The 20,443-nt window shown below is 58.8% G+C and carries 16 protein-coding genes; 7 read left to right on the top strand and 9 right to left on the bottom strand.

Annotated features, from left to right (window positions below; all coding sequences use genetic code 11):
- Positions 1-27 precede the first annotated feature (27 nt).
- The 6 genes from infB to ACFZPT_RS21020 all read left to right on the top strand — a co-directional run bounded on the left by infB (position 28) and on the right by ACFZPT_RS21020 (position 7,606).
- Entirely contained in the window at positions 28-2,547 is a 2,520-nt protein-coding gene (gene infB, locus ACFZPT_RS21045; RefSeq protein WP_034100714.1) for a translation initiation factor IF-2, read from the top strand.
- A gap of 159 nt (positions 2,548-2,706) precedes the next feature.
- Complete coding sequence (gene rbfA, locus ACFZPT_RS21040) at positions 2,707-3,102, top strand: 30S ribosome-binding factor RbfA (RefSeq protein ID WP_034100712.1); 396 nt, start codon at positions 2,707-2,709, stop codon at positions 3,100-3,102.
- Between the two features lie 3 nt (positions 3,103-3,105).
- Positions 3,106-4,023: a tRNA pseudouridine(55) synthase TruB gene (gene truB, locus ACFZPT_RS21035; protein WP_034100709.1), complete on the top strand. Its 918-nt coding sequence runs from the start codon at positions 3,106-3,108 to the stop codon at positions 4,021-4,023.
- Positions 4,024-4,138: 115 nt separating this feature from the next.
- Positions 4,139-4,408: a 30S ribosomal protein S15 gene (gene rpsO / locus ACFZPT_RS21030; protein ID WP_003177875.1), complete on the top strand. Its 270-nt coding sequence runs from the start codon at positions 4,139-4,141 to the stop codon at positions 4,406-4,408.
- 193 nt (positions 4,409-4,601) lie between these two features.
- Positions 4,602-6,707: a polyribonucleotide nucleotidyltransferase gene (gene pnp, locus ACFZPT_RS21025; RefSeq protein ID WP_034100707.1), complete on the top strand. Its 2,106-nt coding sequence runs from the start codon at positions 4,602-4,604 to the stop codon at positions 6,705-6,707.
- Positions 6,708-7,003: 296 nt separating this feature from the next.
- A complete protein-coding gene (locus tag ACFZPT_RS21020) occupies positions 7,004-7,606 on the top strand; it encodes a BON domain-containing protein (RefSeq protein WP_034100705.1) in 603 nt (200 codons plus the stop codon).
- A 229-nt stretch (positions 7,607-7,835) separates the two neighbouring features.
- Here the strand turns inward: ACFZPT_RS21020 and gstA are convergent, their stop codons facing one another.
- On the bottom strand, positions 7,836-8,465 hold the full coding sequence (gene gstA, locus ACFZPT_RS21015) for a glutathione transferase GstA (RefSeq protein WP_034115102.1): 630 nt from the start codon (positions 8,463-8,465) through the stop codon (positions 7,836-7,838).
- 150 nt (positions 8,466-8,615) lie between these two features.
- Between gstA and ACFZPT_RS21010 the strand changes: the two genes are divergently transcribed.
- Positions 8,616-8,966: a helix-turn-helix domain-containing protein gene (locus tag ACFZPT_RS21010; protein WP_034115101.1), complete on the top strand. Its 351-nt coding sequence runs from the start codon at positions 8,616-8,618 to the stop codon at positions 8,964-8,966.
- Positions 8,967-9,158: 192 nt separating this feature from the next.
- Here ACFZPT_RS21010 and ACFZPT_RS21005 read toward each other — a convergent pair whose 3' ends face one another.
- The 8 genes from ACFZPT_RS21005 to folK all read right to left on the bottom strand — a co-directional run bounded on the left by ACFZPT_RS21005 (position 9,159) and on the right by folK (position 20,442).
- Positions 9,159-12,092 (bottom strand): DUF748 domain-containing protein, encoded by a 2,934-nt coding sequence (locus ACFZPT_RS21005; RefSeq protein ID WP_034115100.1) that lies wholly within the window; start codon positions 12,090-12,092, stop codon positions 9,159-9,161.
- A gap of 87 nt (positions 12,093-12,179) precedes the next feature.
- Positions 12,180-13,196, bottom strand: a complete 1,017-nt coding sequence (locus ACFZPT_RS21000; RefSeq protein ID WP_034115099.1) for a class I SAM-dependent rRNA methyltransferase — start codon at positions 13,194-13,196, stop codon at positions 12,180-12,182.
- Between the two features lie 68 nt (positions 13,197-13,264).
- Positions 13,265-14,134 carry an oxygenase MpaB family protein gene (locus tag ACFZPT_RS20995; RefSeq protein WP_034115098.1) on the bottom strand — a complete coding sequence of 290 codons (870 nt, stop codon included), beginning with the start codon at positions 14,132-14,134 and terminating at the stop codon, positions 13,265-13,267.
- A 16-nt stretch (positions 14,135-14,150) separates the two neighbouring features.
- On the bottom strand, positions 14,151-16,088 hold the full coding sequence (gene acs / locus ACFZPT_RS20990; protein ID WP_034115097.1) for an acetate--CoA ligase: 1,938 nt from the start codon (positions 16,086-16,088) through the stop codon (positions 14,151-14,153).
- A gap of 107 nt (positions 16,089-16,195) precedes the next feature.
- Positions 16,196-17,860, bottom strand: a complete 1,665-nt coding sequence (pgi, locus tag ACFZPT_RS20985) for a glucose-6-phosphate isomerase (RefSeq protein WP_034100692.1) — start codon at positions 17,858-17,860, stop codon at positions 16,196-16,198.
- A 221-nt stretch (positions 17,861-18,081) separates the two neighbouring features.
- Positions 18,082-18,933 carry a pantoate--beta-alanine ligase gene (gene panC, locus ACFZPT_RS20980; RefSeq protein WP_034100690.1) on the bottom strand — a complete coding sequence of 284 codons (852 nt, stop codon included), beginning with the start codon at positions 18,931-18,933 and terminating at the stop codon, positions 18,082-18,084.
- Positions 18,930-19,730: a 3-methyl-2-oxobutanoate hydroxymethyltransferase gene (panB, locus tag ACFZPT_RS20975; RefSeq protein ID WP_034115096.1), complete on the bottom strand. Its 801-nt coding sequence runs from the start codon at positions 19,728-19,730 to the stop codon at positions 18,930-18,932. Before panB ends, panC begins: the two co-directional genes overlap by 4 nt.
- Positions 19,731-19,944: 214 nt before the next feature.
- Positions 19,945-20,442 carry a 2-amino-4-hydroxy-6-hydroxymethyldihydropteridine diphosphokinase gene (folK, locus tag ACFZPT_RS20970; RefSeq protein WP_034100686.1) on the bottom strand — a complete coding sequence of 166 codons (498 nt, stop codon included), beginning with the start codon at positions 20,440-20,442 and terminating at the stop codon, positions 19,945-19,947.
- Position 20,443 lies beyond the last annotated feature (1 nt).

The following is a 20,443-nucleotide window of genomic DNA, read 5'->3' as shown; positions in this document are numbered from 1 at the left end:
CTAGGCGCGGCCTGAGGAGAGAAGTGCATGACGCAAGTCACGGTGAAACAACTGGCCGATGAGGTCAAAACACCGGTAGAGCGCCTGTTGCAGCAGATGCGTGAGGCAGGTCTGCCGCACACCGCCGCCGATGAAGGTGTGAGCGATAGTGAGAAGCAGTCTTTGCTGACTCACTTGAAGAGCAGCCACAAGGCGAAAGTGGAAGAACCGCGCAAGATTACATTGCAGCGCAAAACCACCAGCACCCTGCGTGTTGCGGGTAGCAAGAGCATCAGCGTTGAAGTACGCAAGAAGAAAGTCTTCGTACAGCGCAGCCCGGAAGAAATCGAAGCCGAGCGCAAACGTGAACTGGAAGAACGTCGCGCAGTAGAAAATGCTGCACGTCAGAAGGCTGAAGAAGAAGCCAAGCGCCGCGCCGAAGAAGAAGCGCGTCGCCAGCCTGCTGCTGCGCAACCTGCTGCCACTGAAGCGGTTGCCGCGCCAAGTGCACCTGTTGAAGCTGTGCGTGAGGCCGCTCCGGTTGCCGCTGCACCAGCCCCTGCAGCTGACCGTAAGCGTGAAGAGCCCCGTCGTCCGGACAAACCACGTGCCGACGATAACAATCGTCGCGGCGGCGGCGATGGCGAGCGTAAAAACGCTCCGCATCGTGCTTCGGTCAAAGAGAAAGCGCCTGCTCCACGCGTTGCCCCACGTACTACCGACGAAGAGAGCGATGGCTTCCGTCGCGGTGGTCGCGGCAAGGCCAAGCTGAAGAAACGCAACGCCCACGGTTTCCAGAGCCCAACCGGCCCTGTTGTGCGCGAAGTGAAGATCGGCGAGACCATCACTGTGGGCGATCTGGCCCAGCAGATGTCGGTCAAGGCTGCTGAAATTATCAAGTTCATGTTCAAGCTGGGCACTCCGGCCACCATCAACCAGGTACTGGATCAGGAAACTGCTCAACTGGTTGCTGAAGAGCTGGGCCACAAAGTGACCCTGGTCAGCGACACCGCCCTGGAAGATTCCCTGGCCGAGTCCCTGAAGTTTGAAGGTGAAGCGGTTTCCCGTGCACCGGTTGTGACCGTAATGGGCCACGTTGACCACGGTAAAACCTCCCTGCTCGACTACATCCGTCGTGCCAAGGTGGCTGCGGGCGAGGCCGGTGGTATCACCCAGCACATTGGTGCTTACCACGTTGAAACCGACCGTGGCATGGTGACGTTCCTTGACACCCCTGGTCACGCCGCGTTTACCGCAATGCGTGCCCGTGGTGCCAAGGCGACCGACATCGTGATCCTGGTGGTTGCGGCGGACGACGGCGTGATGCCACAAACCATCGAGGCCGTTCAGCACGCCAAGGCTGCTGGCGTTCCTTTGGTTGTAGCTGTGAACAAAATCGACAAGCCGGGCGCCGATCTTGATCGCATCCGTAGCGAACTGTCGGTTCATGGCGTGACTTCCGAAGAGTGGGGTGGTGACACTCCATTCGTACCGGTCTCCGCGAAAATGGGTACCGGCGTTGACGAACTGCTTGAAGCCGTTCTGTTGCAAGCCGAAGTTCTGGAACTGACCGCAACACCATCGGCTCCTGGCCGCGGTGTCGTGGTCGAATCCCGCCTCGACAAGGGCCGTGGCCCGGTTGCGACGGTGCTGGTTCAAGACGGTACCCTGCGCCAAGGCGACATGGTTCTGGTCGGTTCGAACTACGGCCGTGTACGTGCCATGCTCGACGAGAACGGTAAGCCAATCAAGGAAGCCGGTCCGGCCATTCCAGTCGAGATTCTCGGCCTGGACGGTACCCCGGACGCTGGCGACGAGATGAGCGTGGTTGCCGACGAGAAGAAAGCCCGTGAAGTGGCTCTGTTCCGTCAAGGCAAGTTCCGCGAAGTCAAACTGGCCCGTGCTCACGCCGGCAAGCTTGAAAACATCTTCGAGAACATGGGCCAGGAAGAGAAGAAGACGCTTAACATCGTCCTCAAATCCGACGTACGTGGTTCCCTCGAAGCGTTGAACGGCGCCTTGAACGGCCTGGGTAACGACGAAGTGCAAGTGCGCGTTGTCGGTGGCGGTGTCGGTGGTATCACCGAATCCGACGCCAACCTGGCACTGGCTTCCAACGCTGTACTGTTCGGCTTCAACGTGCGTGCCGATGCCGGCGCTCGCAAGATCGTCGAGCAGGAAGGCCTGGACATGCGTTACTACAACGTCATCTACGACATCATTGAAGACGTCAAGAAAGCCCTTACCGGCATGCTTGGCAGCGACGTCCGGGAGAACATCCTGGGTATCGCCGAGGTGCGTGACGTGTTCCGCTCGCCGAAATTCGGTGCGATCGCCGGTTGCATGGTTGTCGAAGGCACTGTGTACCGTAACCGCCCAATCCGTGTACTGCGTGAAGACATCGTTATCTTCGAAGGCGAGCTGGAATCCCTGCGCCGCTTCAAGGATGACGCTTCCGAAGTGCGTGCCGGCATGGAATGCGGTATCGGCGTCAAGAGCTACAACGACGTCAAGGTTGGCGACAAGATCGAAGTCTTCGAGAAGGTTCAGGTTGCTCGCAGCCTCTAACTCGCGCACTTCCGGAGCCACGCGGCGAGTGGGTATGCAAATGCCCCGCACCGTGTACGGACTCTAAACGCAACGCCCGGTCTGGCTTTTGTCAGGCCGGGCGTTTGCCGCTTTCAGACCCCACGGGTTTCACCGTGTGGCAGTAACAGGTAACAAGACATGGCAAAAGAATACAGCCGTACCCAGCGTATCGGCGATCAGATGCAGCGTGAGTTGGCTCAACTGATCCGTCGCGAAGTCAAAGACCCGCGCGTTGGCCTGGTCACCATCACCGCTGTTGAGGTGAGCCGTGACGTGGGCCACGCGAAGATCTTCATCACCGTGATGGGGCAGGATAACAGCGAAGAAATAGCGCAAAGCATCAAGGTGCTCAACGCTGCAGCAGGTTTCCTGCGCATGCAGTTGGCCCGTGAAATGAAGCTGCGCAGCGTTCCCCAACTGCACTTCCACTACGATGAAAGTGTGGTGCGTGGTGCGCATCTGTCGGCACTGATTGAGCGCGCCGTGGCTGAAGACAGCCAGCACCCGTCCGCACCTGAAGACGCCAAGGAGTAAGCGGTGGCTCAGGTCAAACGTATCCGTCGTAACGTCAGCGGCATCATTCTGCTCGACAAACCCATTGGCTTTACCTCCAATGCAGCGCTGCAGAAGGTCCGCTGGTTGCTCAACGCTGAGAAGGCCGGGCACACAGGTAGTCTCGATCCGCTGGCTACGGGCGTATTGCCGCTGTGCTTCGGCGAGGCCACCAAGTTCTCGCAATACCTGCTCGATTCCGACAAGGGTTACGAAACCCTGATGCAACTGGGCAAGACCACTACCACGGCCGACGCCGAAGGCGATGTTCTGCAGGTTCGTGACGTGACCGTTGGTCGTGCTGATATCGAGGCTGTTTTACCCGCTTTTCGTGGAGAAATCAGCCAGATACCGCCTATGTACTCGGCGCTCAAGCGTGATGGCCAGCCCCTTTACAAGTTGGCGCGTGCGGGTGAAGTAGTGGAGCGTGAACCGCGTTCTGTTACTATTGCGCGCTTGGAATTGCTCGCCTGTGAAGGCGATACCGCGCGTTTGGCCGTGGACTGCAGCAAAGGCACCTATATCCGTACCCTGGTGGAAGATATCGGTGAAAAGCTCGGTTGCGGTGCCTACGTTGCAGAACTGCGACGCACCCAGGCCGGGCCTTTCAGTCTGGCCCAGACGGTGACGTTGGAAGAGTTGGAAGCGGTGCATGCCGAAGGCGGTAATGAAGCGGTTGATCGCTTCCTGATGCCATCGGACAGTGGGCTGCTGGATTGGCCATTGCTGCACTTCTCGGAACACAGCGCGTTCTACTGGCTCAACGGCCAACCGGTACGCGCTCCGGATGCCCCGAAGTTCGGTATGGTGCGAGTACAGGATCACAACGGTCGCTTTATCGGTATCGGTGAAGTGAGCGAAGACGGGCGCATCGCGCCGCGTCGACTGATTCGGTCAGAATGACCGAACGAGTGTGGCTGTTAACAGGCATGGTCAACACTCATTTTTAGATACAGGGATTTGTCCCTGGCCTGTTGAAACTTCCCTTTGGGTGGTTTCCTGAAAAAAGGATTGCCTCATGGCTCTCGACGTTCAAGAAAAAGCACAAATCGTAGCTGACTATCAGCAAGCTGTTGGTGACACTGGTTCGCCAGAAGTGCAAGTTGCACTGCTGACCCACAACATCAACAAGCTGCAAGGTCACTTCAAGGCCAACGGTAAAGACCACCACTCCCGTCGTGGTCTGATCCGCATGGTAAACCAGCGCCGTAAGCTGCTGGACTACCTGAAAGGCAAAGATCTGGGTCGTTATCAGACTCTGATCGGTCGCCTGGGTCTGCGTCGCTAATAAGCGATTGCGCTAGAGGTTGGTTGTCTGCCGTGTGTCAGTGGAATCCCGCTGGCCCATGGCAGGCTCCCAGCCTCAAGTTTTATCTGGATACACGTTTTACCCTGGACGAGCGTCGGGCCGATTCCCGGCATTGCCCAAGAATTTCGCAAGAAGACAAGTTCCCCAAGAGCCACAAAGAAGGTAGGACACCGTGAACCCGGTTATCAAAAAATTTCAGTTCGGTCAGTCGACCGTTACCCTCGAGACAGGCCGTATCGCCCGTCAAGCCTCCGGCGCAGTGCTGGTTACCGTTGATGATGACGTTACCGTATTGGTGACCGTTGTTGGCGCCAAGACCGCTGACCCTAGCAAAGGCTTCTTCCCTCTTTCCGTTCACTACCAGGAAAAGACTTACGCTGCCGGTAAGATCCCTGGCGGTTTCTTCAAGCGCGAAGGTCGTCCTTCCGAGAAAGAAACCCTGACTTCCCGACTGATCGACCGTCCGATCCGTCCGCTGTTCCCTGAAGGCTTCATGAACGAAGTGCAGGTTGTCTGCACCGTCGTGTCCACCAGCAAGAAGACCGATCCGGACATCGCTGCGATGATCGGTACTTCGGCTGCCCTGGCCATCTCCGGCATTCCTTTCGATGGCCCGATCGGCGCTGCCCGCGTTGCGTTCCACGAAAGCACCGGTTACCTGCTGAACCCGACTTACGAGCAACTGAAAGCGTCGAGCCTGGACATGGTCGTTGCCGGTACCTCGGAAGCCGTACTGATGGTTGAATCGGAAGCCAAAGAGCTGACTGAAGACCAGATGCTGGGCGCTGTACTGTTCGCCCATGACGAATTCCAGGCCGTTATCAAAGCGGTCACCGAGCTGGCTGCTGAAGCCGCCAAGCCAACCTGGACCTGGGCTCCGCAAGCCGAAGCTACCGAACTGCTGGGCACCATCCGTTCTGAGTTCGGCGCTGCCATCTCCGACGCCTACACCATCACCGTCAAGGCCGACCGTTACGCTCGCCTGGGCGAGTTGAAGGATCAGGTGGTGGCTAAGCTGTCCGGTGAAGAAGGCCAGCCTTCCGCCAGCGACGTCAAAGCTGCATTTGGTGAAATCGAATACCGCACCGTTCGCGAAAACATCGTTAACGGCAAGCCACGTATCGACGGCCGCGATACCCGTACCGTGCGCCCGCTGAACATCGAAGTCGGCGTTCTGCCGAAGACTCACGGTTCGGCCCTGTTCACCCGTGGTGAAACTCAGGCACTGGTAGTTGCGACCCTGGGCACTGCCCGTGACGCACAACTGCTGGACACCCTGGAAGGCGAGAAAAAAGACCCCTTCATGCTGCACTACAACTTCCCTCCGTTCTCGGTGGGCGAGTGCGGTCGCATGGGCGGTGCGGGTCGTCGCGAAATCGGTCACGGCCGTCTGGCCCGTCGTTCGGTTCAGGCCATGCTGCCGGCTGCTGACGTGTTCCCGTACACCATCCGTGTCGTATCGGAAATCACTGAGTCCAACGGTTCCAGCTCCATGGCTTCCGTGTGCGGTGCTTCCCTGGCATTGATGGACGCCGGTGTGCCGATGAAGGCGCCGGTTGCCGGTATCGCCATGGGCCTGGTGAAGGAAGGCGAGAAGTTTGCCGTCCTGACCGACATCCTGGGTGACGAAGACCATTTGGGCGACATGGACTTCAAAGTAGCCGGTACCGCTAAAGGTGTTACTGCGCTGCAGATGGACATCAAGATCAAAGGCATCACCGAAGAAATCATGGAAATCGCTCTGGGCCAAGCCCTTGAAGCGCGCCTGAACATCCTCGGCCAGATGAACCAGATCATTGGTCAGTCGCGTACCGAACTGTCGGAAAACGCTCCGACCATGATCGCGATGAAGATCGACACCGACAAAATCCGTGACGTTATCGGTAAAGGCGGCGCGACCATCCGTGCGATCTGCGAAGAAACCAAGGCCTCGATCGATATCGAAGACGATGGTTCGATCAAGATCTTCGGCGAAACCAAGGAAGCTGCGGAAGCTGCACGTCAGCGCGTGCTGGGCATCACTGCAGAAGCTGAGATCGGCAAAATCTACGTAGGTAAGGTTGAGCGCATTGTCGACTTCGGCGCATTCGTCAACATCCTGCCAGGCAAGGACGGTCTGGTTCACATCTCCATGTTGAGCGACGCTCGCGTTGAGAAGGTGACCGATATCCTCAAAGAAGGCCAGGAAGTGGAAGTACTGGTACTGGACGTGGACAACCGCGGCCGTATCAAACTGTCCATCAAAGACGTAGCAGCGGCCAAAGCCTCGGGCGTTTAATTACCCCTAGTTCTCAAGCTAAAAAAAGGACTCTTCGGAGTCCTTTTTTTATGGCTGCTGGAAAATGCCTAAAAATCAGACGGTTAATGAAAACCCAAATGCCGCAACTTGCATGCAGGTGTTGAGGGCTTCATGCAATATGCACGATTCCGGAAATGGTGTTGATTTGTAAGTCATTGTTTTTAAAGGTTTTAATAGCAAGAATAGAATTGGCACAGTGTCTGCAATATCCCTGTTAACGCTGCAGCATTGAGGTTTACACGCTGCAGACTTTTAATAAAACAGGAGTTACTCGTATGAAGAAGTTCGCTCTCGCTACCGCAACAGCTACCGCTCTGACCCTGGCTATGGCCAACGCTGCCTTCGCCCAACCTACTCAGGCGCCGATGACCCTGGCTGCTGGCGAGATGACCAAGGCTAAAGAGTCCACTTCGGATACCTGGATCACCACCAAAGTCAAAGCTGACCTGCTGACCGAAAAAGGCATTCCAGGTTCGGACATCAAGGTTGAAACCAACAAAGGCGTGGTTTCCCTGTCTTCCGATGTAGCAATTTCGGACTCGCAGAAGGCGACTGCCGTAGCTATCACCAAGAAAATCAAAGGTGTTACCGCTGTTTCCGCTGATGGCCTGATGGCTGGCGGCGCTGCAAAGGCTGACAACATCGACAAGTCCAAAGAAGCCACTTCGGATACTTGGATCACCACCAAGGTGAAAGCTGACCTGGTAACCGAAAAAGGCATTCCTGGCACTGACATCAAGGTCGAGACCAACAAAGGTGTGGTTTCCCTGTCGTCCGCTACCCCAGTGACCGAATCGCAGAAAGCCACTGCTGTTGCGATCACCAAGAAAATCAAAGGCGTGAAAGCTGTATCGGCTGATGGCCTGAAAGCTGAGTAACGCTCAATGGTTCGTCTGAGCTTAGCGGCGGCGGCGCGTGAGTTAGATATCCACTCAATGCACCTCTGAGATTCATGCGACCGACTACACGGATGTGGTCATTACAGGCCCCGGCACTTTGTGTCGGGGCCTGTTCTATTTTAAGGCCGACTGCAATAAGCGAGCCTATTGCACCGGGGGAGCTGGCATTGATTGTCCATAGCTATCTCGATTCGGCCTGCACCCACGTTCACGCAAGTCCTTCTTCTTGCAACGCTTTTTGAACGGCAGGACGCACTTTAACCCGGTCATACCAGGCATGTAGATTAGGCAAATTGTCGAAGTGAATGTCGGCTTTGTAATAACTGGTCAGCCACGCGGCCTGCCCCCAGCCTGTCAATGCGAACAAATAGGCATCCGCCACAGTGAAGGAATCACCCATGAGGTATGGGCGAGTACTCAACTGTTCGTCAATCCAGGCGAAGCGCTTCTCCAACTTCGGCTTGGCAGTGTCTACGTATTTACCTGCGAGTGTGGAGTACAACAGCGGAATGAATCCTTTGTGAATCTCAGACGTCAGGAAACTCAGCCATTCTTGAAGTCGGTATCGATCAAGGGTGCCATGGGGGGGAACAAGCCCAATCTCCGGCCTCAGGTCACCCAAATACTGCAGGATCGCTGGGCCTTCACGCAGGATAGTGCCGTCGTCCAGCTCGATTGCGGGCACATAACCAAAGCTGTTTACCTCGAGGTAATCGGCACCTGATTCGGTGAGGTGTTCCTTGTGATCGACTTTAACCAGCGTGGCGTCGAGACCAAGCTCATTCATGACGATATGGGGCGATAAGGAGCAGGATGCGGGGATGTAGTACAGCTTCATTTACAGACTCCAGAGCATGAGTGAGCGCTTTCAATTCCAACACAGAGGTGGCTTCAGCTCATTCTAGATGTCAGGTATAAAATAGGAAGAACGCACTATTTTGTAGTATAGGTACAAAAAATATACCTACATGCGTTTAGGATTTTGACCATGAAAGACAATATATCTGGCTGCTCGGTCGAAGAAGCGATGCGCTTGCTCGGTGGTCGCTGGCGTCTGCTCCTTGCCTCATACCTGCTCGATGGGCCAAAGCGCTTTAATGCGCTTAGGCGGGACATCCCCGCTATTTCCCAACGAATGTTAACCCTCGATTTACGCGCCCTTGAGGAAGCAGGTCTCGTAAAACGTACAGTATTTCCCACCGTGCCCGTCACGGTTGAATATGAACTCACACTCGACGGACGGCGGTTAGAGCCGGTTATTGAGGTAATGAAGCAGTTTGGGCTATGGGTCAAGAGTCGCCAGTGCGTTGATGGCGTCGGTCCAGCTAACGTGCCTTAGTTAGTCGCCATTCCACGTAGGCTGCGGTAGCTGACTGATCTCAATTACCGGCTGCGCCTGCAGCCGTTTGAGGGCTTCCTTCAAAGTACGCCAAGACTGTGACTTGGCGTGAGGTAGGCATCATCGTCTTTGGGGCCAGACGGACACTACGAGCACGGCCCCAGCCACAATGCGCCTAGATACGCCCCCTCACTACTCGGCATCCAGATGCATTGGCGTCACCACGCTACCGTCTTTTTCAGCCTGGCCTAACTGCGCATCAATGAAGTAAACCCGATCGTCTTCCAATTGCCCTTTATCCACCAAGTAGTCCTTGATAGTGCTGGCACGGTCTTGACCCAATTGGCGCAACAGCACATCACTGGTACTCCAGAACTTGATCACGCCGTCCTTAAGCTTCGCCGAACGCTCGTCTCGGCTCAGGTCTTTCCACTCCGCGGGCGGCTGCTGTTTCAAGCGGGTTCGGTAGATGCCTTCCAGCAGGGGCGCTTTCTCGCTTTCCGGTACTTGCAGCAATGAGGCCTGGGCCGGGACTTTGTCTCCCCGACGCTGCAGCATCTTGTAGTAGTTGTATTGGTATTCGCGCTCCAGACGTTGTTCAGCCAGGAATGGCCCGTCGCTGCTGGCGGCGGCAGTGCCTTCGATTTCCAGGCGCAGGGTAGGGCGTTCTTTAAGCGCTGTGGCCAGTTTATTCAGCGCGCCTTCGGCGTCCTTGCTCAATTCGCTGGAGCCCGGTGCGAACGAGACGTTGCCCAAGTCTTCGGCACCACCGCCGGTGACCAGCCCGCCAATGAATTTAAAAGGCGCCGTGGCGGCGCGAACCACCAGGTTTCGCAGGGTCTGCCAAACGATCGGCATAACGCTGAATTGGGGATTGTTGAGGTCGCCACTGACGGGCAGCTCGATGGATATCTTGCCGTCACTGTCTTTGAGCAGTGCGATGGCCAGACGAATCGGTAAATCCACCGCATCGGCACTGTCGACTTTTTCCCCCAATTGCAGCTGTTCGACCACTACTTTGTTTTCGGCTTTCAGTTGGCCTTTGGTGATCACGTAATGCAAGTCGAGGTTCAGGCGGCCCTTGCGGATACGGAAACCGGCGAACTTGCCTGAGTAAGGTGTGAGGGTGGTCAGTTCGACCCGCTTGAAGCTGGTGGCGATGTCCAGCGCCGCCATCGGATCGAACGGGTTGACACTGCCTTTGATCGTCACGGGCGCATAGCGGTCGACCTTACCCTTGATGTCGACGCTGGCAGGCTTGGCCTGGCGGCTGTCGATGGTACCGATCTGGCCGTTGAGCTGTTGAATCGCCGTGGCGAAGTTAGGCGTGAGGCTGAAGTCGGCAAAGTTGGCCGAGCCGTCGTTGATCGCAATCTGCCCAATGCGAATGCCCAGCGGCTTGTCTTTGCTCGCAGCCGGTTTGGCTGTCGACTTGGCGCCAGTGTCCGCCGGCTGCGGAATCAGCAGGTCATCAACGTTGGTGGTGCGATCATCGTTGATCATGAAACGGGCGTAGGGCTGCAGCAGGTTGACCTTATCGATCGACAGGCTTTGGCCATGTTGGTAATTCACGCCTTCGAGTACCAGACGCTGCCACTTGAGAAAGTCGCGGGTCTTCAGCGTATCGAGGGTGTGCAGTTGGTCGACCTGAGCCCGGCCAGTGACTTGGAGTGCCAGCGGTTCGGTGCTCTTGAGGTTGACGTCCAGATTGCTGCCGAGCATGCCGCTACGCAGTTCCAGGCGTATGAAGGGGCTGATATAGGACTGGGCGACACGCAGGTCGATGTCCTGGGTCGTGACTTTCAATCTGGCGCTGACCGGGTTGAGGTTGACCTCACCAATGGCCTGCAGCTTGCCCTGTTTGCCCAAGCCGCTATCGATTTTCAGGTTGAAGGGGCTGCCGTTGAGGCTGTCGAAGTTCTGCATGTCGACGTTCAGCGGGCCCAGTTCCAGTGCGACCGCAGGCTTGGCCTGACGATCAGCCAGGTGCACTTGGTAGTTGCGCAATTGCACATCCTTGAGCAGCACTTGCCATGGCTTGCTGGGCGCGGCGGGTTCTGCCTTGGGCGAGTCGGCGGTGGCAGGGGCGCTGGCCGGCTCCCGTGCCTTGGCCGGTTTGCTCGGTTGGCTGGCGAACAGTTTTTGCCAGTCCAGTTGCCCGTCAGCCTCACGCGCGGCCCAGGTTTCGAGCTTATTGCTGCGGATTTTGCCGACGACTACTTGCTGTTTCGCCAGGTCCACGGTGGTGTCGCTGACGTCCAGACGCTCCAATCGCACCAGTGGCCGGCCGTCCGGCGCCTTGATGGCAAACGGCGCGATACTGGCGGCGGTGTTGGTGAGGTTCAGTTGGGTATCTTTGGCCAGGCTGAGGGTGTATTCGGTGCTGAAATTGAGTACGCCATCTTCAAGCACCAAGGGCAGTGCGTCGCGCACATACGGCCACCAGGCTTTCATTTTGCCGTCGGTGACCTTCAGGGTGCCCTGGGACGTGATCGGCACCAGGCTGAAATTGCCTTTCCAGTCGATATGCCCGCCCTCGGGGCCGGCCGCGACCAGGGTCATGTCGGCATTGTCCTCAGGCAGGGTGCTGAGGTTCTTCAGTTCGAAGTCGAGTTTGTCGTAGAGGAATTCGATGGGCTCGCTGGGGCGCAAGTCCTCAAAGTGCAAATAGCCACCGGCCAGTTTGATGTTGTCCACACGCAGCGGGAAGGGCTTGGCGTCAGGATCAGTCGGTGTTGGCTCACTGGGTGGTAGTTTGAACAACTGCGCCAGGTTCAATTGGCCGGATTTGTTGAACAGCAATTCGGTCTTGGGCTTGTCCAGTTGCACTTCGGCCAGATGCAGGGCGCGGGTCCAAAGGCTGTCGACCTGAAGGTTGGCATACAGACGCTCGAAGCCCAGCTGCTCCTTGCCCGGGTCACCTATTTTCAGGCCCCAGACCGTCAGCTCAAGGCTGAACGGGTTCAGTTCGATCCGCTCGATGCGTGCCGGCACTGTGGCGTACTCGGCCAATTGTTGGTTGGCAATGCGAAGGCCAATGCCGGGGAGGATCAAAAAGCCCAGCAAGCTGTACAAGGCCAGGGCAGTCAACAAGGCGCCGGCGGCGCGGATCAATCCTTTGGGCATGGGTGACGCCATCTATGTCGAACAAGGAGTGCCTTGGAGTATGGCACGGGTTTTCGGTTCCGAAGAGCCGGGCGTTTGGGACGAATCTTACAGCTGCAGGATCAGCGTTTTCAGGGGCGGCTGTTGATCTTGCGATGGGAAATCCGCGCCCGGAGTCATCACTTTCCAATCACGTACAGGGCGCCCGGCTTTTTCCGCGCAGCGCAGCACCTGTTCACGCCAGTCGTCCATGCTGACCTTTGCCAAGTTATTGCAGCAGATCAGCACGCCGTTATCGGCGGTGGTGAGCAGGGCGGGTTTGAGCAGGCTTTGATAGTCGCGGAGCAGGTCGACGGTGCCAAAGGCGCTCTTGGCCCAGGCGGGTGGGTCGAGCAATACCAGGTCGTATTGGCGCTGCTCCAGGCGCGGGTAGCTGGGCAGTTTCTGCCCGCGACGCTGAGTGATCGGCAGGCCGGCCAATTGGCGAATGGCGGGGAAGTAGTCCGATTGCACGAAGTTCATCGTTTGCAGGTGGGGGTTGAGCTGGCCATTTTCGCGCCCGACCGCCAGGTTGCCTTCGGCGAAGTCCAAGTTGCACACCTCCCGAGCACCCCCAGCGGCGGCGCTCAGGCCCACACCGCAGGTGTAAGCGAACAGGTTCAGCACGCTCTTGCCGGCGGCGTGTTCTTTGACCCAGCCACGTGTGTTGCGCAGATCGAGAAACAACAGCGGGTCTTGTCCGGCATGCCGTCCGCGCACACGGTAATTGAGGCCCCACTCGTGGCCGACCAGGTCTTGCAGAGCGACGGGGTCGGCGCGGTACACGGAGTCTTCGCGATCGATCCGCGAGTTGCCTCGGGAACGGTCGTTGTACACCAGCAGCAACTCCATGCCCATGTGCTGGTTGATCTGTCGATGCAGGTCCAGCAAGTCGGATGCTTGCAGCGACTGATGGAAACTCTGCACCAGCAACTGCGGGCCATAGCGGTCGATGGTCAAGCCGCCGGCGCCTTCCTGGCTGCCGTGAAACAGTCGGTAGCAATCGGTGCCTTGAGCATGCAGCTCGTGGATCAAGTCTTGGCGATGGTCGAGGGCGGCGCGCAGCGCCTGGTTCAGGGGAGACATGGAGCGCGCCTTGCTTTAGGTAAATGTGGGCAATGAGGGCGCGAAGTCTACCAGCTAAGGGATGCGGCCTACAGCAACCCCATCCGTCGATGGGCGCGCTGCACCGAACCATCGCGCATCGCCCAGCGTAGCAACGGTGCGCTGCGCTTGACCCCGGCTCGGATCATCCGGCGCTGCAGCGGGCTCTGATGCTGATCGAGCATTTCACTGGCCCAATCCGGCAGCAGGTCGATGCCGGCCTGCATCATCAAAGCGCCAAACGGCTTGGCCAAGGGGCTGGGCGCGGGCGCATTGAGCAGCAGGCGTAGCACTTCCCGGCTGCGCTCGTCGCATAGCAGTTCGGGGCGGATGCGCTCTAGATACTCAGAAATTTCCTGCCTGGAACGCGGTACGTTCTGCGCGCCCAAGCGTTCGGCGACCAGCGCAATCTCGCTGTAGTAACGGTCCTGATCGGCGCCTGAGAGGCGTGGGTTGCGATAGCGCAGATGGGCGGCGAGAAAGTTGCTCACTTCCGCCACATGCACCCACGTCAGCAGCGCCGGATCGCTCGCCGCGTAGGGGCGCCCGTCCGGGGCGTGGCCGACCACTTGCAGGTGGATGGTGCGCACTTTCTCGATCAGCCAATCAGCGTCCTTGCGTGCGCCGAAGGTGGTGCCGGAAATGAACTGCGAGGTACGTCGCAGACGTCCAAGCATGTCCTGGCGAAAGTTCGAGTGGTCCCACACTCCGGCCAGCGCCAGGGGGTGCAGGGCTTGCAGCATCAATGCGCTGATCCCGCCGATCAGCATGCTGCTGAAGTCGCCATGCACTTGCCAACTGATCGAATCCGGCCCGAACAGGCCTGGATCGCCCTTGGGGTTCTCCAAGTCCAACTGGCCCAGTGACAGCCCCGTCAGACTCATCAACTGGCTTTCGATACGGCTGCGGATAAATTCCATGGCGACGTGAGGCTTCCTACCGGTTCAAGCGTTTGTCGATCAGGCCGTCCACTACGCTGGGGTCGGCCAGGGTTGAGGTGTCGCCGAGGCTGTCCAGCTCGTTGCAGGCAATCTTGCGCAGAATTCTGCGCATGATCTTGCCGGAGCGGGTTTTCGGCAGGGCCGGTGCCCATTGGAGCAGTTCCGGCTTGGCAAAGCTGCCGATTTCCTGGCTGACCAGTTCCAACAGGTGTTTTTTCAGCGAATCGCTGGGCTCCACGCCGTTCATGGGCGTGACAAACGCATAGATGCCCTGACCCTTCACATCATGGGGATAGCCCACCACTGCGGCTTCGGCCACTTGGTCGTGTAGAACCAGAGCGCTCTCCACTTCGGCAGTACCGATCCGATGACCGGAGACGTTGATCACATCATCGATACGCCCGGTGATCCAGTAATCGCCATCCTCATCGCGCCGCGCGCCGTCGCCGGTGAAGTAATAGCCGGGGTAGGGTTTGAAATAAGTGTCGATCATGCGTTGCGGATCGCCGTAGACGCTGCGGATCTGCCCCGGCCAGCTGGCCTGGATTGCCAGCACGCCGCTGCCTGGGCCAGTGAAAGGGCGGCCGTGTTCGTCCAGCAGTACCGGCTGTACGCCAAACATCGGCTGAGTAGCGCAGCCGGGTTTGATGCGCTGGGCACTGACCAGCGGGCTGAGCATGATGCCGCCGGTTTCGGTCTGCCACCAGGTATCGACAATCGGGCAACGTTGTTCGCCCACGGCGTTGAAGTACCAGTCCCAGGCTTCCGGGTTGATGGGCTCGCCTACGCTGCCCAGCAGGCGCAGGCTGGCGCGGGAAGTGCTTTCCAGCGGGCCGTGTCCCTCACGCATCAAGGCGCGTAACGCGGTGGGGGCGGTGTAGAAGATATTCACCTGGTGCTTGTCGATCACTTGCCAGAAGCGCGAGCTGTCCGGGTAGCTGGGGACGCCTTCGAACATCAGCGAGGTGGCGCCGTTGGCCAGCGGTCCATACACTATGTAGCTGTGGCCGGTGACCCAGCCGACATCGGCGGTGCACCAGAAGACTTCGCCGTCGCGGTAGTCGAGCACGTACTTGAAGGTCATCGCCGCTTGCAGCAGGTAGCCCCCGGTGGTGTGCAGCACGCCCTTGGGTTTGCCGGTGCTGCCGGAGGTGTACAGGATGAACAGCGGGTCTTCGGCGTCCATGGGCTCGGGCGGGCAATCATCGCTGGCGGCGGCCAGGGTTTCTTGATATTTCAGGTCACGGCCGTCGCTCCAATTCACGGACGCGCCGGTACGTTGCACAACCAGCACGGTGCTCACACGCGGGCAACTGGCCAGGGCTTTGTCGACATTGTTTTTCAGCGCCACCGGCTTGCCGCCGCGCACACCCTCGTCGGCGGTGATCACGGTGCGGCAATCGGCGTCCAGGATGCGGTCGCGCAGGGCATCCGGCGAGAATCCACCGAACACGACCGAGTGCACTGCGCCGATGCGCGTGCAGGCCAGCATGGCGTAGGCGGCTTCGGGGATCATGGGCATGTAGATGCACACCCGGTCACCTTTCTTCACGCCACGGCTTTTCAGCACGTTGGCCAGGCGGCAAACGTTCTGGTGCAGTTGGCGGTAGGTGATCTTGCTGGAGTTTGTCGGATCGTCGCCCTCCCAGATGAAGGCCGGCTGATCAGCGCGGTGCTGGAGGTGGCGATCGATGCAGTTATAGCTGACGTTCAACTGGCCGCCGGCGAACCAATGGGCGGCACCGGTGTTGATATCTGACAGTTGGACGGTATGCCATGGGGTTATCCAGTCGAGAAAAGCGCTGGCCTGCTCGGCCCAAAAAGTATCGGGTTGCTCGATGGATTGGCGGTAGAGGCGCTGATAGTCCTCTTGACTGAGTTGTGCTGCCCGGCGGACGGCATCGGCGGCGGGAAACGTGCTGATATCGAACATGAGCGGTCCTTATTCTTGTTGTCGGGACAAGGCATAAAGATGCACCCAGCGTGGGGAGGGGGGCAAGGCCAACGTCCAAACGGACGTTGGCCTTGCGGGCAGTGCGATCAGCCGCGGTGACGCCCGCGGAAGTAGTTGATCAGGCCCTGGGTCGAAGCATCCTCGGCCGAGGTTTCTTCGGCACCGGTCAGGCGGTTGTACACGCCCTTGCCCAGTTCTTTACCCAGCTCCACACCCCATTGGTCGAAAGCGTTGATACCCCAGATCACACTTTGTACAAACACTTTGTGCTCATACATGGCGACTAGAGCACCCAGGCGACGCGGGCTGATGCGCTCGACCACCAACGTGTTGCTCGGACGGTTGCCTGGGATCACCTTATGCGGCGCCAGCTTCTGCACCTCTTCCTCGGCGATGCCCTTGTCACGCAACTCGGCTTCGGCTTCGCTGCGGGTTTTGCCGAGCATCAGCGCCTGGCTTTGAGACAGGCAGTTGGCGTACAGCCACTGATGGTGATCGGACACAGGGTTGAAGCTGACAATCGGCACGATGAAGTCGGCCGGAATCAACTGAGTCCCTTGGTGCAGCAACTGGTGGTACGCGTGTTGACCGTTGCACCCCACGCCGCCCCAGATCACCGGGCCTGTGTCGGTGGACACCGGCGTGCCGTCCTGGCGCACGCTCTTGCCGTTGGATTCCATGTCCAACTGTTGCAAGTGCTTGGTGATGTTACGCAGATAGTGGTCGTACGGCAGGATCGCATGGCTCTGCGCACCCCAGAAATTGCCGTACCACACGCCCAAAAGGCCCAGCAGCACGGGCATGTTGGCTTCGAACGGTGCGTTCTGGAAATGCTGGTCCATGGTGTAGGCGCCGGACAGCAATTCCTTGAAGTTGGACATACCGATGGCCAGGGCGATGGGCAAGCCGATGGCCGACCACAGCGAGTAACGGCCGCCGACCCAGTCCCACATCGGGAAGATGTTTTCTTCGCGGATACCGAAGGCCACAGCTGCCGCGTTGTTGCTCGACACTGCAATAAAGTGGCGATACAGCTCGGCTTCCGAGCCACCCTGGGCCAGGTACCATGCGCGTGCGGCCTGGGCGTTCTTCAAGGTTTCCAGGGTGTTGAAGGATTTCGACGAGACGATAAACAGCGTGGTCTCGGCGCGCAGCTTCATGGTCAGTTCGTGGAACTCACTGCCGTCGATGTTCGCCAGGTAATGGCAGCGTACGCCCTTATGAGCGTAGGACAGCAGGGCTTCGGAGACCAGCTCCGGGCCGAGGAACGAGCCACCGATACCGATGTTCACCACGTCGGTGATCGGTTTTTCGGTGTAGCCACGCCACAAGCCGTCATGGATGCGGCCGACCAGATCAGTGATCTGATTCAGCACTTTGTGCACGTCCGGCATGATGTTCACGCCGTTGACCGACAACTTGTCGCCCACCGGACGGCGCAGGGCCGTGTGCAGGGCCGGGCGGCCTTCGGACGAGTTGACTGGGTCGCCGGCATACAGCGAATCGATGGCGCCCTTGAGATTGACTTCCTTGGCCAGGGCCACCAGCAGGTCACGGGTTTCGCTGGTGATCAGGTTTTTCGAGTAATCGAGGAAAAGTCCGCAGCTGCTCAAGGTGAATTGGGAAAAACGCTGGGGATCGGCATTGAACGCTTCGCGCATGCTGAAATCCTGCATGGCTTGGCGGTGTTGAGTGAGCGCTTGCCAGGCGGGCAGAGCGGTAACGTCATGAGGAGTGCGGTAGTACGCCATCGCTGCGGGTTTCCTTTTATTACGGGGACTGCCTTTAGGACACTTCAAAGCCCGGAACATCCAGTCTTTTATCAGGGGCTGGGTTCCAGATAGCGCTAACCATAGCGCAGGGCGATTACATTAAACCTAGCGTGGGCATATGTCTTGGCTTTGTCTGTGCTGTAGCCGGTACTTTTTTATACCGGCACAGCGGGCGGAGCAATGGCGGGGTGTCGGCAGGGTCAGTCGAGGGTCAGGTGCAGGTTGTCGATCAGGCGGGTTGCGCCCAGATAGGCGGCGACCAGAATCACCAGGTCACGGTCTTCGGCCGTGGCCGAGCGCAGATTTACGCCCTGACGCACTTCCAGGTAATCCAGGCGCAACCCGGCGGCTTCGATCTGCTCCACCTGTTCGGCGCGCAGCCTGGCGAAATCGCGATCGCCGGATTTGATCGCAGCGGCCATCTGGCTGAGGCTGCGGTACAGCACCGGAGCGATGGCACGTTGTTCATCGCTGAGGTAACCGTTGCGCGAGGACAGCGCCAGGCCGTCGTCGGCGCGTACGGTGGGTTCGCCGATGATCTGGATCGGCATGTTCAGGTCGCGCACCATGGCGCGAATCACGGCCAGTTGCTGGTAGTCCTTTTGACCAAACACCGCGATGTCCGGCTGAACCATATTGAACAGCTTGCTGACTACCGTGGCCACGCCCTCGAAGTGACCAGGGCGGCTGGCGCCACACAGACCTTCGGACAATTGCGGGACACTGACGCGGGTCTGGCCGGCCATGCCGTCGGGGTACATCTCTTCGACCGTCGGCGCGAACAGCAGGTTGCAGCCGGCCTGCAGGAGTTTTTCCTGGTCGGCGGCCAGGGTGCGGGGGTATTTATCCAGGTCTTCGCCTGCGCCGAATTGCAGTGGATTGACGAAGATACTCGCCACCACGAATTCGGCCTGTTGCGCGGCCTTGGTCACCAGCGTGGCGTGGCCGCTGTGCAGGTTGCCCATGGTGGGCACAAAGCCGATGCGTTTGCCGGCCTTGCGCGCATGGGCCACGGCCGATCGCAGTTCTCGTACGGTTTTTACGGTGTTCATGCAGAAAATCCGTGTTCGGCGCCGGGGAAGGTCACGCCTTTGACTTCGGCGACATAGGCGCTCAAGGCGGCGTGGATGCTGTCCTGGCCGAGCATGAAGTTTTTGACGAACTTCGGAACCCGGCCGCTGATCGACAGCCCGAGCATGTCGTGCAGCACCAGTACCTGGCCATCGGTGGCCGAACCGGCGCCAATTCCAATCACTGGTACTTTGACGGCCTGGGTGATTTCAGCGGCCAGTTCGCTCGGCACGCATTCCAGCAGAATCATTGCGGCGCCGGCTTGCTCCAGGGCGATGGCGTCGGCACGCATCTGTCGCGCTTGGGCTTCCTGGCGGCCTTGCACTTTATAGCCGCCGAGCAGATTGACCGACTGCGGGGTGAGGCCCATGTGTGCGCATACCGGCACGCCGCGCTCAGCCAGCAGGCGGATCGACTCGGCAAGCCATACGGCGCCTTCGACCTTGACCATGTGGGCGCCGGCCTGCATCAGTTTTCCGGCGTTCAGGAAGGTTTGTTCGAGGGTGGCGTACCCCATGAACGGCAGGTCGGCGATGATTAACGCACCATCATTGCCGCGCTTGACGCTGGCGGTGTGGTACGCCAGTTCATCCGTGGTCACAGGCAGTGTGCTGTCATTCCCTTGAAGAACCATGCCCAGGGAGTCGCCCACCAGCAACACCTCGACCCCGGCCTGGCAACTGGCGTGGGCGAAAGTGGCGTCATAGCAGGTCAGCATGGCGATTTTTTCACCTTTGAGCTTGAGGCTCTGCAAGGTGGTCAGGGTAATGTCTGGCATGAAAAGGGTCCTCGTTCAGGCGCTTGGAAACAGCGAGTAACGCGCGTGAGTCTTCGTTTATACAGGCGCACCGTCTTGAGAGCAGTGCTTATAAGGCCTGGATTGCGCCCTTTAGCGCCGGGTTGGCGGCAGCGGGACGCCTATAGTCGTGAGGAGGACACGGGAAGTCAATTGGATGTGTTACCGCATTGTTACGACGGCGGTGTTACCGCTGTTACTGACGCGATTCAGCAACTGGGAGCCGTTCCAGGCCGACAAACGGGCAGGCTTCGAGCAGGGCGCTGAGGCGTCTGCCATCCGGCAATTGCAATGCGGCGGGCGCCAGTTCGGCCAACGGGTATAACACAAACGCACGCAGGTGCATCTGGTAGTGGGGCACTTTCAGGCGCGGCTGGTCGATCAGGTGATCGCCAAACAGCAGGATATCCAGATCAAGGGTACGAGGGCCCCAGCGTTCGAGGCGTTCGCGGCCTTGGTCATTTTCGATAGCTTGCAGCGCGTCGAGCAGGTCCAGGGGCGCCAGGTCGCTGTCCAAGGCTGCCACTGCGTTGGTGTAACGTGGTTGGCCGGGCAATAGGGAGTCACTTTGATAGAAGGCGGACACCCCGGCGAGGGTAGTGCCGGGCAACCGCGCCAGCGCTTGGACAGCATTGCGCAGTTGTTGCTCCGGGGCCGCCAGGTTGCTGCCCATGCCGATGTAGATACGTTCCACG

The sequence above is a fragment of the Pseudomonas sp. MD330_10 genome (genome assembly GCF_042610415.1).
Classification (GTDB): Bacteria; Pseudomonadota; Gammaproteobacteria; order Pseudomonadales; family Pseudomonadaceae; genus Aquipseudomonas; species Aquipseudomonas rhodesiae.
Note: the sequence above shows the minus strand (reverse complement) of the source record. Positions and strands in the feature narration are given on the sequence as shown.

Bases quoted from the DNA above. Each gene is read 5' to 3' on its own strand.
- infB (WP_034100714.1), top strand. From the start codon at position 28: ATGACGCAAGTCACGGTGAAACAACTGGCCGATGAGGTCAAAACACCG.
- rbfA (WP_034100712.1), top strand. From the start codon at position 2,707: ATGGCAAAAGAATACAGCCGTACCCAGCGTATCGGCGATCAGATGCAG.
- rpsO (WP_003177875.1), top strand. From the start codon at position 4,139: ATGGCTCTCGACGTTCAAGAAAAAGCACAAATCGTAGCTGACTATCAG.
- ACFZPT_RS21020 (WP_034100705.1), top strand. From the start codon at position 7,004: ATGAAGAAGTTCGCTCTCGCTACCGCAACAGCTACCGCTCTGACCCTG.
- gstA (WP_034115102.1), bottom strand. From the start codon at position 8,465: ATGAAGCTGTACTACATCCCCGCATCCTGCTCCTTATCGCCCCATATC.
- ACFZPT_RS21010 (WP_034115101.1), top strand. From the start codon at position 8,616: ATGAAAGACAATATATCTGGCTGCTCGGTCGAAGAAGCGATGCGCTTG.
- ACFZPT_RS21005 (WP_034115100.1), bottom strand. From the start codon at position 12,092: ATGCCCAAAGGATTGATCCGCGCCGCCGGCGCCTTGTTGACTGCCCTG.
- ACFZPT_RS21000 (WP_034115099.1), bottom strand. From the start codon at position 13,196: ATGTCTCCCCTGAACCAGGCGCTGCGCGCCGCCCTCGACCATCGCCAA.
- ACFZPT_RS20995 (WP_034115098.1), bottom strand. From the start codon at position 14,134: ATGGAATTTATCCGCAGCCGTATCGAAAGCCAGTTGATGAGTCTGACG.
- acs (WP_034115097.1), bottom strand. From the start codon at position 16,088: ATGTTCGATATCAGCACGTTTCCCGCCGCCGATGCCGTCCGCCGGGCA.
- pgi (WP_034100692.1), bottom strand. From the start codon at position 17,860: ATGGCGTACTACCGCACTCCTCATGACGTTACCGCTCTGCCCGCCTGG.
- panC (WP_034100690.1), bottom strand. From the start codon at position 18,933: ATGAACACCGTAAAAACCGTACGAGAACTGCGATCGGCCGTGGCCCAT.
- panB (WP_034115096.1), bottom strand. From the start codon at position 19,730: ATGCCAGACATTACCCTGACCACCTTGCAGAGCCTCAAGCTCAAAGGT.